This is a genomic window from Saprospiraceae bacterium, assembly GCA_026129545.1.
Lineage (GTDB): Bacteria > Bacteroidota > Bacteroidia > Chitinophagales > Saprospiraceae > M3007.
The window spans coordinates 358,606-373,731 of sequence record JAHCHX010000001.1; the positions used below are offsets into that span (position 1 = coordinate 358,606).

Consider the following 15,126-nt stretch of genomic DNA (forward strand, 5'->3'; position numbering starts at 1 on the left):
TTTCAATACCTTCGCCGCGCAGTAAATCAACATTCAAATCACATGGATTTTAAAAAATTCCTCCCCCATTTGATTGCCGTGGCCGTGCTGATGCTCGTGTCGGCGGTGTATTTCGCGCCCAACGCCTTCAATGGCAAGGTGCTGCCCCAGCCCGACAACGACAAGGCTCGCGCCATGCAGACCGAGTCTCATTATTATGTGGAAAAAGAAGGCAAAGCGCCTTTGTGGACGAACAGCCCTTTCGGGGGGATGCCGGCCTACCAGATATACTCTTCTGTGGAAGGCAATTTGACGGAACCGGTCTTCAAAGCGTTGTTTCTCTGGAATGACTACACCTCCGTGTGGGCACAGGTTTTTGCGGCCATGTTCTGTATGTACTTGCTGTTGGGCGCTTTGAAGGCCGACTGGCGGGTGGCGATATTCGGCGCATTGGCCTATGGCATCACTTCTTACAACGTGGACATCCTCGAAGCGGGGCACTCCACCAAGATGGCGGCGTTGGCCATTGCGCCGGGGATGCTGGCCGGCATGGTGTTGGTTTTCAATGGGCGCTTGCTCTTGGGGGCTGGGATGCTGGCCTTGTTCACTTCGATTCAGATATACGCCAACCACGTTCAAATCACTTATTACACCCTGCTGCTGATGGGCATTTATTTCATCGCTCGTGAGGTGGATGCTATTCGGCACAAGGCATATTTGTCGTGGGTGCGCTCGCTGGCGGTCACGTTGTTGGCCTTGGTGGTGGCTGCTGCATGCAATGTCTCGCGTCTTTGGCCTACTTATGAGTACAGCCAAGAGACGATTCGCGGCAAGTCGGAATTGAGCAAAGCCGCCGCCAGAGGCGATGGGCTTGACAAGGATTATTTGTTCGGCTGGAGCTATGGGGTGGGGGAGAGCTTCACGCTGCTCGTTCCGCATTATGCGGGTGGCGGTGCCAATGAGTCGTATAAAGACACGGAGTTGTTCAAGACTTTTGCCAGAAAATATAGCAATCAGCTGTCTCCGCAGCAAGCCAACCAACAAACGGCTGTACTCATGTACACGGGCGACCAGCCCTTTGTGGGCACAGCCATCTACTTCGGGGCAATTGTGTGTTTTCTGTTTTTGCTGGGTGCGCTGCTGGTGCCGGGCGATGCCAAATGGTGGCTTGCGGGCAGCGCCGTGTTTATGATTTCGTTGGCGTGGGGCAAGAATTTTTTCCTCAATCACTTGCTCTACAATTATTTCCCGATGTTCAACAAGTTCCGTGCGGTCTCGATGGCGCTGGGCATGGGTCAATTGTGTTTTGCGGCGTTGGCGGCTTTGGGTTTGCAAAAGCTTTGCGACCCCGACATCGCGCTCGAAAAGAAAAAAAGAGCGTTGCAAGTGGCGGCTGGCTCCACGTTGTTTTTGTGCCTGCTCGCCATTGTGTTTGCGCCCAATGTGGGGCAACGCGACGAGATGCTGGCTCAGGTGCCTGACCTGCTTGCTGCCTTGAAAAAAGACCGTGCGGCATTGGTGCGCGGCGATGCGTTCCGCTCCATGGGTTTCATCTTCGCTGCCGCTGTGTTGATTTGGTTTTACCTGAAAGGCAGCCTTAAAGCCAGTCTGACGGTCGGCGGCATTGCGCTGCTGGCACTCACCGACCACTGGTTTGTGTGCAATCGCACCTTGGACGCTAGCAAGTACGAGAACAAAAAAGAAGCCCTTGCCCGCCCGCCGGAAGATGGTTTTGACATGGAAATCAAGCAAGACCAAGACATTCATTACCGTGTGCTCGACTATGCTCGGGGCAAAATGACGACCAACTGGATTACGTCTTATTTCCACAAAAGCTTGAGCGGCTACCACGCGGCCAAACTCCAACGCTACCAAGATGTGGTGGAGCGATATTTTGGCGACGTGTACCCCGAGGATGAAAATCGCTTGCCGGGTATTCTTCGGCTTGCGGGGATTTTCAATGTGAAATATGTGGTGAAACCGACCACCGAAATCGTGCGCAACCCCGCCGCGCTCGGCAATGCTTGGTTTGTGAAAGGATGGCGGGTCGTCGCCAATGGCGATGAGGAAATAGAGGCGCTTGGAATGCTCAATTTCCGCGACTCTGCCGTGGTGCAACAGTCGTTCGCTTCTGCTCTCGATGGGCTGAACATCCAACCCGACAGCAACGCCACCATCCGCCTGACGAGTTATCACCCCGACCGAATGGAATACGAGTACTCGGCCGCCACAGAGCAACTTGCTCTTTTTTCCGAAATGTGGTACCCACCTGCCAAAGGCTGGAAATGCTACCTCAACGGCCAGCCAGCCCCTGACTTCATCAAGGCCGACTATCTCATCCGCGCCATGCGCTTGCCAGCGGGCCAAAATCAAAAATTGGAAATGCGCTTCGAGCCGCGCTCGTTCTACCTCGGCGAATCCATCTCAAAAGTGGCTTCCGTGTTGGCCTTGCTGCTGTTTTTTGGAGGGTTGTTCCTGTGGTATCGTCGCCATTCGCTCGGCGACCCGAACCAACTGGCGGATATTGAACCCGCCGAGAGGAAAGAAAAGCCCAAAAAGGCGACTCCCGCGGCTCCGGCGAAGAGCGGAGGGAAGAAAGGGAAAAGATAGAGAGGGTGCATTGCCTGCGCCTGTGGCAACCAATGCTTCGGTCCCGGTTGCGCTTGCGCTTGCTGCCGCTAAAATGAAATGAGGCCGTCTCACAAGTTTAAATTTCGACAGGATTAACAAGATTTACAGGTTTTTTGACCCGAAAATGGGCGCAAATCTTGTCAATCCTGTCAAACAAACATCACTTATGAGACGGCCTCATTTTTTCAAAGAAAGAATCTCTTTCTCGATGGCAAGCGTGCGTGTGATTCGCGTCGCCAAGTTTTCAGCGAACCATGCTGGCACCAATGCTTGGCTGGTTATTTCCACCCGCCATAGGCCAACAATCTCCATTCGGTATTGTCGCCTTGTTGGAATTGAACTTTGTCGTTGTAAATGCGCAAGGTTGTTCCGCGGGAAGCATCGTATATCTCGACGTATTCCTCGGTTTCTTCGGTCAATTTGAATTTGAATCTGACAGCGCCGCCGCCATCCAGTTCATTCCAATTCGTGCCGTTTTGGGTGACAAAAGAGACTGCGCCGTTATTCGATTGCCATTCCAAATGGTCTTGTTCGGCTTGGCTGGGTTGCTGCTGAAAATTCTGTTGGGCCGCATTCTCTGAGGGGGCATTTGGAAATGTGGCATCGGTGGATTCGGCGACCGTTTGCTCCTGAAAGTCTTCGGAGGTGTCTCCTCCGCCAAGCGTGGATATCAGCAGCACCACGACGAGCAAAGCTCCCCCACCGATGAGGTACCACTTTTTCATATCGCGTGCAGGCGCTTCGGCAGAGCGAGCGACAGCAGGCGCAGCAGCAGGTACAGCGCGCTGCAAAGGCTCCTTTCGCTTGCTGGCCTCGGCGAGGTATTCGGGTGTCAGTTGTGGCAGCATTTTAAGAATAGCCTCGTTGATTTTGGCGCGTTCCAAAGCCGCAGTTTGGTTGTCCATCGTGCCGTTGTTGATGGAGCGTTGCAGGTCTTGCATTCTGCCGCGCAACATGACGAGATTGTCAATCACGTCGGCGTTGCTTTCCTTGACGTATTTGTAGAGTTCGTCGAGCGACCGTTGGGTTTCGCCCTCGGCGATGAGGTCGCGGATTTGGTCAATCAATGTCATTTAAATATCGTTTTGTTTGTTAAACAGTGGGGTAAAAGTAGTAAGATTTTGATGCCGAGTTGTTTTGTGAAATTTTTTATGCCAATGGTGTTTAGGGGAGAATTTGTTTGCGACCTCGCGGTGCGTTCAGTCAGGTCGGTGCGATTTGCTTAGACGCGGAGGCAAGCGAAATCTCAACGAGAAAATTGGTTTGATGAACACTGGAAGGTCACCAAGATACCTCATCGTCACAATTAACGCTTTCATCTACACACCGCTATCTCCTTGAAAAATAGGGCGTTCCTTTGTGTCGCCGCAACTTGATTGATTGAACTATTGCCCGATTTTTTCATTCCAGTTCTTTTTCGCTCGCACAATTTCTATCCCTTGATGTTTTCTCCCCGCTTTTTTATTCTTCTATTGTGCTCCTTGCCTTCGTTGTTGTGTGCCCAAGTGCAAGAATCGGGAGCGCCCGCCGTTGACAAACACCTCTTGAGAGGTTCCCTTACCGATGTCGAATCGCAACTCCCACTCGCTTTTGCCACCGTCACGCTTTTTTCCTTGCCCGATAGCGCGGCAGTGACGGGTGCCATCACGGACGATGACGGCATTTTTGAAATGCAGGCCAAACCCGGCACCTATTTTCTGCGGGCGCAGTTCCTCTCTTATCGCACGAAATATGTTTGGGACATCAATCTCGCGACAGATACTGATTTGGGCACCATATTGCTCTCTTCGGATGCCAACACCTTGGATGAGGTGATTATTCGGGCCGAAAAAAGCCAGGTACAGTTCGATTTGGACAAGAAGGTGTACAACGTGGGTAAAGACTTGGTAAACAAGGGCGGCACGGCGGCGGAAGTGCTTGACAATGTGCCGTCGGTGACGGTGGACGTGGAGGGCAACGTGAGTCTGAGAGGTAGCGAAAGCGTGCGTATCTTGATAGACGGGCGCCCCTCTGGTTTGGTGAGCTTTGGCTCCAATGGATTGCGCAACTTGCCTGCCAACATGATAGACCGCGTGGAGGTGATTACCAATCCCTCGGCGCGATATGAAGCCGAAGGGATGGCGGGCATTATCAACATCGTGCTGAAAAAAGAGCAGCAGCGCGGGCTGAACGGCTCGTTCGACCTCACGGTGGGGCAGCCGGATGAATATGGCGCCACTTTCAACCTGAACTACCGCCGCAACAAGCTCAATCTATTTTCCAACTACGGCATTCGATATCGCAACAGCCCGGGTAGCGGCAGCCAGTATCAGGAGTTCTATGCGGACAACACGACATTCATCACTGAACAAACCAGCAGACGAATGCGCGGCGGATTGTCGAATAGCGCCCGATTTGGGGCCGATTATTATATCACTCCAAAAGACATTTTCACCACTGCGTTCTCGTGGCAGTACAGTGACCAACTGAATACCAACGTCATCGAGTATCGCGATTATCTCAATAGCCTCAACAACCCGACGGGCATCACGCGCCGCACGGACAACGAAACGGAGACAGAGCCTAATCTGGAATACTCGCTGACTTACAAAAAGATATTTCAGGGGAAAGGCCACGAACTCACCGCTGATTTCCGCTATCAGGACAACACCGAAACAGAAAAATCGGATTTCAGAGAGGTGTATTTCAGTCCAGATTGGCAGCCCTCGGGCCGCCCAGACCTGTTGCAACGCTCCTTGAACAAGGAAGGCGAATTCAACCGTGTCCTGCAAGTGGACTATGTGCGCCCGATGGGAAAGGAAGGAAAATTTGAAGCCGGGGCGCGGGCTGGCCTGCGCGACATTCGCAACGACTTCTTGGTGGAGACCCTCGAAGATGCGACTTGGCTGCCCCTTCCGGGCTTGAGCAACAACGTGCTTTACGATGAGAACATCTATGCCGTCTATGGGATGATGGGCAACAAAGCCAACAGATTCTCATGGCAAGGCGGCCTGCGCGTGGAGACATCCGACGTGAAAACCGAGCTGTTGCAAACCAACGAAATAAACGCCCGGCCGCTCTACACCAACTTGTTTCCAAGTGCCCACTTGGGCTACGATTTGTTCAACGAAAACACCCTGCAAATCAGCTATAGCCGTCGCATCCGTCGCCCCCATTTCCGTGAGTTGAACCCCTTCACCACCTTCAGCGATGCCCGCAACTATTGGGGCGGCAATCCAAACTTGGAGCCTGAATACACCGATGCCTACGAAATCGGGCACCTCAAACGCTGGGAAAAAGGCTCGCTCAACTCGTCAGTCTATTATCGCTTCACGACCAACGTGATAGAGCGGATTCGTACCCAACTTTCCGACACCTCCGCCATCACTCGGCCCTTCAACCTGTCGCAACGCAATGACTTTGGCCTTGAGTTCACTGGCTCTTATGAGCCGTTTCGGATTTGGAAACTCAACGGCAACCTCAACTTTTTTCGCTCCATCACCGATGGCGAACTGGAGGGCCAGCAGTTCAATGCCGACACCTACACATGGTTTGGGCGACTGAACTCGCGCCTGACCATCTTGAAAAAAATTGACCTTCAAACCACCTTCAACTATCGCGCGCCGCGCCAAACGACGCAAGGCCGCGCCAAAGCACTTTATCACCTCGACCTCGGCGCGAGCATGGATTTTCTGAACAACAACGGCACGCTCACGCTCAGTGTCCGGGACTTGTTCAACACCCGTCGCTGGCGCGGCATCACCTCCGGCGCTGATTTCTATACCGAAAATGATTTTCAATGGCGTGCCAGACAGGTGAATCTTACTTTCAGCTACCGCCTCAACAAGGCAAAAGAACGCGCCAAAGAACGCGAGCACGACGGCGGCGGCGGAGAGTATTGAAACATAAAAAAAACACACAAGACACTGCCACACCAAGAAGTTGGCCGGCACAAAAACTACTCAAACGAGGGATTCTTCCCAAACAAAGAATGTTGGCCGCAAGGCTTCGTGGTGTTGGCAGTGTTTTTTTAAAAAATAATGCGAAAACTTAGGTAGAGGATGGAAGGTTGTTAGCTCTCTAACCAAGTTTTTCACCAAAAAAATAAATCCATACTGCTTCTCAGCACACCATGACACCCAAACATTTTCTTTCGTTGGCGTTGCTTGCCCTTTTGCCCCTCACGTTGGCGGCCCAGATACCACAAATGCCTCAAGGCGGTCGTCCCGGTGGCGGCGGCCAATTCAACGCCGCACAGTTCAACATAGGCCGTTTCTATGGCAAAGTGTTGGACGAAAACAAAAAACCATTAGCCTACGCCTCCGTGCAATTGTTGGGGATGCGTTTCGACACCGTGAGCCGAAAAATGGAAGAGGCGATACTCGCGGGCCAATTGACAAGGGAAAACGGCGAGTTCAGTCTGGAAAACCTCCCGATTCGCGGTCAGTTTACCCTAAAAATCAACTACATGGGCTACGCCACCTACGAGCAGAAAATAGCCTTCGACGTGAAGATGCCTACCGGCAATGGTGGAGGGTTCGCCAGCGCGGCGGCATCGGTGGACAAAGACCTCGGCAATATCATCTTGCAAACCTCGTCGCAGGTGCTGAAAGAAGTCACCGTCAGCGCGGAGGCATCACAATTCACCCTCGCGCTCGACAAAAAAGTATATCGCCCCGACAAGGATGGCGTGGCGGCGGGCGGCACTGCCGAAGATGTGCTGAAAAACATCCCCTCGCTCAATGTGGACCTCGACGGCAATCTTACCTTGCGCAACGCCGCGCCACAGCTTTTTGTGGATGGCCGGCCCACGCCGCTCACCATTGACCAAATTCCGGCAGATGCCATCGAGACCATCGAGGTAATCACCAACCCCTCGGCCAAATACGACGCTTCGGGCGGCAACGCCGGCATCGTCAATATCGTGCTGAAAAAAGAGCGCCGCATCGGATACAACGGCAACTTGCGTGCGGGACTCGATATGCGCGGACGTGTCAATCTCGGCGGCGATATCAATGCACGCGAAGGCAAATTCAACGCGTTCATAGGGGCCAACCTCAACCAGCGCCGCTCGTTGAGCTCCGGCGCCACCGCTCGCCAGAATTTGTTTGGCAACCCCCTCACCGATGTGTTTCAAGCCAACAACACGGAGAACACAGGCTACTTCGGCATGTTGCGCGGCGGCGTGGACTGGTTCATCAATAATCGCAACACCTTCACCGTCAGCGCCACCTTGAACCGGGGAGAGTTCAATTCCTTCGACGACCAAACTATTCGCACCGACACGATTTATGACTCCTATTTCGTGAGCACGCAGGCGCTGCGCGAAACGGACAACAAGCGCAACTTCCGCAACCTCGGCTCACAGGCGCTCTACAAGTATCTTTTCCCAAAATCGGGCAAGGAGTGGACCGCCGACGTGAACTTCAACCGCAGCAAATCGGGCAGCGCGGGCCAGTTCCTGACGAGCTTTCTCGACTTCGTCCCCCCCTTGACGGCGCGGCAGAGCCAGACCATTGATGGCTCCAACGAGTTCTTCACGGCACAAACAGATTTTACCGACCCGCTCAACGACAAAATGAAAATAGAGGCAGGCGCACGGGCCGCGATTCGCAACTTCCGCTCCAACAACAAGACTTTCCGGGAAGAGGTGCAAGTGCCGGGCTTTGCCGACAACTACAAATTCAACGACCAAGTGTATGCGGCCTACACCAATTTTGCCCACTCCTTCCCCAAATGGGGCTATCAAGTGGGGCTGCGTGCGGAGAGCTCGGTCTATACAGGCACCTTGATTGACCTAGACACCTCGTTCACCAACGAGTACCCGTTGAGCCTGTTTCCCAGCGTGTTTGTGACCTACAAACTCAACGACCAAGACAATTTGCAGTTGAATTATTCGCGCCGCATCAATCGGCCCAACTTTTTCCAGCTGATTCCATTCCCCGACTTTTCGGACTCGCTGCAAATCTCGCTTGGCAACCCTGCGCTCAGGCCGGAGTTCACCAACTCGCTCGAAATGTCGTATCAAAAGGTCTTTTCCAAAGGCCACAACCTGCTGACATCCATCTATTACAAGCGTTCCAACGACCTCATCACGCGCTACCAATACACTGACTTTAGTCAAGAATTGCAACGCGAGGTGGTCGTCTCCTCCTTTGCCAATTCCAATTCGAGCACCGCCTACGGACTTGAGTTTACGTTGAAAAACACACTGGGAAAAAGGCTGGAACTGACCTCCAACTGGAATTTTTACAATGCCATCATTGATGCGAGCAACGTGGAGGCCAACCTGAAAAACGAGCAGTTCACATGGTTTGTCAAGGAGAATCTCAACATCAAACTGCCTGAAAACTTCACCGTGCAATTTTCCGGCTCCTACCAAAGCCGCACCGCGCTCACGGTAGGCGGCGGCGGCAGGGGCTTCGGCGGCTGGATGGGTGGCCCCACCAACACGGCGCAGGGCTACTCCATACCCGTTTGGTTCGTTGATTTCTCCGTGCGCAAAGACCTCTGGAACCGCAAGGCGACGCTTACGCTCAACGTGCAAGACATATTCCGCTCGCGCAAGCAAGGCACCTTCACCGAGTCGGACCTTTTCATTCAGGACACATGGCGTCGCCGCGACCCGCAATTGGCGCGGCTGAACTTTTCCTATCGTTTTGGCAAATTCGACACCTCGCTATTCCGCAGAAAAAACACCCGCATCGAGATGGATGGCATGGATGCGGGATTCTAAAAAGCAGGTGCAACAGTTTGAAACGCGCCGCGCTCACTGCGTCTGTGCCAACAGCGCCTCACCAGCTGTGAGCGCGGCGCGAATGTCGTCGCGGTTTTTTTCAATCTTCGACTTCTGCTCTTGCAGATATTGGATGGCCTCGGCGGGAGGTTTCCCTTTGGGGTCGCGGTAGGCGCTCATCCAAGCAGTCATGTCGTCGTCCGCTTTTTCTATGGCCACCAACGTGGAGGTGAACACTTGCGACTGTTCGGGGGTCATGGTGGCGCTAATCATAAAGTCTTTTAGTTTTCGGCTCACCCGGTTCATGCGGGCGAGGTCTTTCATAGCCTCGTCGTGAACGTCCATGGTTTCTTTTTTCAGGGTTTCGATTTGCGTTTTGCTGCTGTCTTTGCAAGCAGCGGAGCAAAGCAGAAATGCGGCAAGGCTAATAATGTACTTCATCGTTTGTCCAATTTTGGCACAAAGGTATGTCAAAACAGAGTGGCGGATTTTTAAACTCATCGTTAACGCACCGCTTTCCACTGCCCAAGAAGCGTTATTTCGAGACCCAAAAGAAAAATAGCGCAACACCCCCGCACGAATCATCTAGTTCTTTCCGAAAAAGACGAATTTCGCGGCCAACAACCAATCGCTACTTTATCCGCCCCGCTTGACCCTCAAACCTTCAAACTCCGTCCGCTCCGCTTGGCCGGACAAACCCTCAAACCCTCAAACCCATCCATGCTGACCGCTATTTCTCCCATTGATGGCCGCTATGCCACCCAGACGAAGGAACTTGCCGACTATTTCAGCGAGTATGCCCTGATTCGTTATCGTGTTTTTGTTGAAATACAGTACTTCATCGCGTTGTGCCAATATGGGCTGCCGCAGCTAGCAAGTTTCGAGGACAGCAAAATAGACGACCTGAACGGTATTTTTGAGAACTTCAGCCTCGCCGATGCTGAGCAAATCAAAGCTATCGAGCGCACCACCAACCACGACGTGAAAGCCGTCGAGTATTTTCTCAAAGAACGGTTCGACGGGCTTGAGCTCGCTCACTTGCGTGAATTTGTCCATTTCGGCCTCACCTCGCAGGACATCAACAACACGGCGACCCCGCTGCTTTTCAAAAACGCCTTGCAGGATGTCTATTATCCGCTATTGCAGCGCCTGCGCGACCACATCGAGCAGCTCGCGCAGGATTGGGCACGGGTGCCGATGCTGGCCCGCACCCACGGCCAGCCCGCTTCCCCCACACTGTTGGGCAAAGAGTTCGGGGTGTTTGTGGAGCGCCTCGATGTGCAGTTGGGATTGATGCAACAAATCCCGCATCGCGCCAAGTTCGGCGGCGCGACGGGCAATTTCAACGCGCATTACGCGGCCTATCCAGACTATAACTGGCAGCAGTTCGGCGACGACTTCGTCCGCGAGTTCCTCGGGTTGCAGCGCTCGCAATTCACCACCCAAATCGAGCACTACGACTGTTTTGCCGCGCAATGTCAGGCATTGGGACGCATCAACACCATCCTGCTCGATTTTTGCCGCGACGTGTGGACGTACGTTTCCATGGAGTATTTTCGGCAAAAAACAGTGGCTGGCGAGGTCGGCTCATCGGCCATGCCGCACAAGGTCAACCCAATTGATTTTGAAAATGCGGAGGGCAATCTCGGCTTGGCCAATGCGCTTTTTCAGCATCTCGCCGAAAAACTGCCCATCAGCCGCCTGCAACGCGACCTCACGGACTCCACCGTGCTTCGCAACATCGGCGTGCCGATGGGGCACACGCTTATCGCCTTCAAATCCATCCTCAAAGGTCTGGGCAAGCTCATGCTCAACGAGGGGCAGCTCTACGACGACCTCGAAGACAATTGGATGGTGGTGGCCGAGGGCATTCAGGTCATTCTGCGGCGCGAAGGCTACCCACAGCCCTACGAGGCGCTCAAGGCGCTCACGCGCGGTCGCTCGCTCGTGACGCGGGAAATGCTTCACGAATTCATTGATACACTGGAAATCAGCGAAGAGGTGAAGGGCGAGTTGAAACAGCTCACACCGCACAACTATGTGGGGGGGATGTGATGATATGGAAACCTTCAGAGAGATGTCGCATCATTGGGTGGAGGGTAGAAAGGGAAAGTTTTCTGAAAACTTTCCCTTTCTACCCTCCACTCTCCACTTGCCTATAACTATTGCTTCATTACGCGCAAGGGTGCACTTTGCCGCTCTTGGCTGCGGAGCGTGACGAGGTACACCCCTTTCGGCCATTCATTGCCACAAAGCGCCGTGCCCGTGCTGGCCCCCAGATGCTGAGTGTGCACCAATTGGCCGAGTGCGTCGCGCACTTCCAAAGTCAGGTTTTGCGCCGCTGGCCAATCATAGCGAATGGAGAAATCAGTGGAGGAGGGATTGGGTATGGCTTGCACGAAGACCGACGCATCCACGACAGGGCGCGTGGAAACGACTTCGACTGGCTCCACCTTGAACACATCCACCGCTGCCTCGACCAGATGGCCGGGGTCGAGGTCGGAGGCGATGAACTGCACCCGCATATTATTGGTCAGCCCGATGAAGTCTTTGAGGTGAATTTCGCCGGAGAAGCGCCATTCGCTCGCGGAGAGGGTCTGCGTGAACACGGTGACGGTTTGCAAGCCATTGCTGACGCGCACGGTCAGGTTGTCGTTGGGAGCGCCGGAGCCGCCGCCGTTGTAAAACCAGTACCAGAAAGACAAAATGGCATCAGGATAAGCAGCGAGTTGCATGGTTGGGCAGGTCAGCGTGACGGAGCCATTGTCCACGTCGTCGTTGCCTGCTTGCCCGCCGCCGTTGCCTGTGACGTAGCATTCCTCATTGTCATCGAAATCCACGTCGGAGCCGGGATTGGAGTATTGGTTTTGAAAGATAGTGCCGACGGGTTTCCCGCGTTCCCACAAGCCTGCCGTGGCAGTGGCTTGCGTGGTCCAGCCCAGATTGACACCGAAATCGTCGTAGTAGCCGGGTTTTAGAACAACGGTGGTTGAAAGACCATTTTCGACCACATCCTCGGCAATAGTGATGGCCTCTGCGATATATCCCCACTTGCCTACATTGGCCTTGTAGGTTCCACCCGGCACACAAGTGAGGTCGAACTGGCCGTTGGCATCCGTCAGGATGCTGAATGTGCCGCCCGGGCCGGTCAAGTTTACGAAGGCATTCGGAATCGGCGTGGCGGAACCCTCTGTCACCACGATGCCTTTTATCTCGCCCGCATCGGAAGGTTGCAGCGTGACGTTCAATTCCACCACCTCGCCGGGCACCAATGTGACATCAAGCGTCTGGCTTTGAAAGCCTTGTCGGCTGATGGTGACTTTAAAATCGCCGGGCTCGGCCTGTCCGGTTTTGAAGGAGCCATCGTTGCCCGAATGTTTGTTCACCCATGGGTCATTGCTGTTCACCGTGATGGATGCTCCCTGCATGGGTTGGCCATTGCAGCCATTGATGACTTTTCCTTCCAAATAACAGGCGCGGACGTAATTAGGGGTCATCACATACAGCTTGCCCGTGCCGCCGTTGGTGTTGGGAATGTTGGAAGCCACCACCGTACCAGAAGGCAGATAGGGGAACACGCCCCAGCAGCCGTCGAAATTGGGGCCTGTGCCGGGCCAAGTGTCGTACCAGCCCGTGATAATGTGGTTGCTGGGGCGATGCACGTCGGAAATCACCACGCCGTCGGAATACCAAGAGGTAATCGCCCAGTCATTGAGGACGTGTGTGTTGTGACCTATGGAGCCGAACCCATCGTTGGTGGAGAGGCGACTCACTTCCTTGATGTCGGTAGGGTCAGAAATGTCGTAGGTGGTCACGAACGAAGGTGTGGTTTCGTCGGTGGTCAGCACATACTTGTGGTCGTCGGTCAGCCAAGCGTTGTGGGTGAATTTGCCGGGTGTTTGCACGGTGCCCAACAATTTGGGGCTCGATTTGTCGCTCATGTCCACCACGGAGAGTAGCCCCGTGTAGATATGCGCCGCGAAGAGCGTGTCGTTGTCGGCAAAGCCATCGTGAATGTAGCCCAAGGCATCGAAGCGCCCCACATAGACGGGGTTGTAGGGGTCAGTGTTCAAATCAAGCACTTTGGCGGCTCCGCCGAACAGGCTGCCTCCAAACAAGTACACAAAGCCTTTGGTGACATCAATATGCAGCGCGTGAATGGTGTTCAACTGCCCTTCTATGAGGCCGTCGCCGGTGTAGAAATGATAGTCCAAATCGGGGCTTGGCAACTTGCTCAAATCCACGATTTGAAGCCCTTGGCCGCCTTCGGAGGTGACGTAGGCGTAGTGGTCGTACACCTTGATTTCCTTCCAGAGATTGTCAGGCCCGGGTATTTGGACGATGTTCGTGGGGGCCTCAGGGTTGGTCACGTCCACGATAATCAGTCCCTTGGAGCCGCCCAGCAAGGCGTACTCGCGCCCGCCTTGGGCATAGCCGCAGATGTTGGCCAACGTCTGGCCCGGATATTCGAGTGTGGAGCGAAGTTGGAGATTGAAGTTTTGGGCAAAAGAAGTGGTCGCGGTCAGCAAGAGTGCCGACCACACGGAGATACACAATAAGTTTTTCATCGAAAGAGAGTGAGTAGAAAAGCTGCGTCGGGCAGCCATTAGCAGAGTGATTAAGTTGTGCAGGTTAGGTTGTGGAGAAAACAAGGGCAAAAGTAGTGCAGCCCTTGATTGGTTGGAGCATCATCGTGACATGTTTGTCGAAATGCGTCGGCTAATGCGCGACAAAGATGAAGAAAGAACTTTTACTTGGATGCACCCGCTCTACTCCGCCTCGTCTTCGTCCATTACCGATGGAGAGGAGCGCACACCGTTGAGCCGGTTGGAATAGTAGGCGAAAATGCAGGCCGTCCAGAAGGAATACAACGAATAGACAAGGGCTGGTTTCACCATCGCTTGGTTGGCCAGCAGATTGTTGGCGATGAGGAAAGCAAGGGTGGTGTTTTGCACGCCGCTTTCCATGGCCGCTGTGAGCCGCGAAGAGTGTGCCAGCCCCATGTATTTCATAAAAAAGTAGCCGAAGAACAAACAGCTCGCGTTTTGTATCAGCGCCACAGGCGTGATGAGCATGAAGTCGGACCATGTAAGCCCCGCCCCGCCATGACTTTCCCCCGCAAACATTTTAATGGCAAAAACGGTGGCGAGCAGTGCAAGCATCACATACTTGGCGGGCTTGTTGATTTTTTCAGCAAAAACGGGGAAATGCCGGCGCACCAGCAACCCGATGGTGGCGGGTATGATGGTGATGAAAAATATCTGCCGCACGGTGTCCCAGAACGGAAGATGCAAGTCCGTCTCCCGGCCCAAGAAAATTTTCAGCGCCACATTGACCACGATGGGTATGGTGAACAAGGTGAGAAAGCTATTGACCGCCGTCAGCGAAAGCGAGAGAGCCACGTTGCCGCGCCACAAATAGGTCAGAAAGCCGGATGTGGCCCCCCCCGGGCTAGCCGACAGTATGATGAACCCCACTTTCAACACGGCTGGGATGGGGGCCACCAACGCGATGATGAACGCGATGACAGGCAAGCCGAGCATCTGTGCGCCCAAAGCCGTGAAAAAGGCTCGCGGGTGGCGGATGATGTTCATAAAATCGTTGATCGTCAGCGACAAGCCAACTCCAAACATGACCAAGCCTAAAACTGTACTGACGGCAACGTCAACAATAGCGGTGGGAGCCAAGGGGATGCAATTTTGTGCCGCAAATGTAACGCCATCTCCGATTGCTTGTTGGCGTGAGCAAAAGAAGTCCGCAATCAATCTGAGGGGTGGGGCAGGTTGCCGCGCTTTCAACCC

Annotated in this window: 8 protein-coding genes; 4 read left to right on the forward strand and 4 right to left on the reverse strand. The window is 53.9% G+C overall.

All coding sequences use genetic code 11. The features are described 5' to 3' along the window. The first annotated feature begins 42 nt into the window (after positions 1–42). Positions 43–2,589, forward strand: coding sequence for a hypothetical protein (locus tag KIS77_01170; protein MCW5920924.1), 2,547 nt, complete (start codon positions 43–45; stop codon positions 2,587–2,589). 299 nt (positions 2,590–2,888) lie between these two features. Here the strand turns inward: KIS77_01170 and KIS77_01175 are convergent, their stop codons facing one another. Further along, on the reverse strand, positions 2,889–3,683 hold the full coding sequence (locus KIS77_01175; protein MCW5920925.1) for a hypothetical protein: 795 nt from the start codon (positions 3,681–3,683) through the stop codon (positions 2,889–2,891). Between the two features lie 471 nt (positions 3,684–4,154). On the opposite strand from KIS77_01175, the gene KIS77_01180 reads away from it, so the two are divergent. Both KIS77_01180 and KIS77_01185 read left to right on the forward strand, forming a co-directional pair. Continuing rightward, positions 4,155–6,491 (forward strand): TonB-dependent receptor, encoded by a 2,337-nt coding sequence (locus tag KIS77_01180; protein MCW5920926.1) that lies wholly within the window; start codon positions 4,155–4,157, stop codon positions 6,489–6,491. Positions 6,492–6,721: 230 nt separating this feature from the next. Continuing rightward, positions 6,722–9,325, forward strand: a complete 2,604-nt coding sequence (locus KIS77_01185; GenBank protein ID MCW5920927.1) for a TonB-dependent receptor — start codon at positions 6,722–6,724, stop codon at positions 9,323–9,325. A 33-nt stretch (positions 9,326–9,358) separates the two neighbouring features. Here KIS77_01185 and KIS77_01190 read toward each other — a convergent pair whose 3' ends face one another. Next, on the reverse strand, positions 9,359–9,766 hold the full coding sequence (locus tag KIS77_01190) for a hypothetical protein (GenBank protein MCW5920928.1): 408 nt from the start codon (positions 9,764–9,766) through the stop codon (positions 9,359–9,361). 279 nt (positions 9,767–10,045) lie between these two features. Between KIS77_01190 and purB the strand changes: the two genes are divergently transcribed. Continuing rightward, entirely contained in the window at positions 10,046–11,380 is a 1,335-nt protein-coding gene (gene purB / locus KIS77_01195; protein MCW5920929.1) for an adenylosuccinate lyase, read from the forward strand. 107 nt (positions 11,381–11,487) lie between these two features. Here purB and KIS77_01200 read toward each other — a convergent pair whose 3' ends face one another. Both KIS77_01200 and KIS77_01205 read right to left on the reverse strand, forming a co-directional pair. Continuing rightward, on the reverse strand, positions 11,488–13,893 hold the full coding sequence (locus tag KIS77_01200; GenBank protein ID MCW5920930.1) for a choice-of-anchor B family protein: 2,406 nt from the start codon (positions 13,891–13,893) through the stop codon (positions 11,488–11,490). A gap of 201 nt (positions 13,894–14,094) precedes the next feature. Beyond that, the gene (locus tag KIS77_01205) at positions 14,095–15,012 is read right to left on the reverse strand and encodes a bile acid:sodium symporter family protein (protein ID MCW5920931.1); all 918 of its coding nucleotides are present in this window, start codon (positions 15,010–15,012) and stop codon (positions 14,095–14,097) included. Positions 15,013–15,126: the final 114 nt, after the last annotated feature.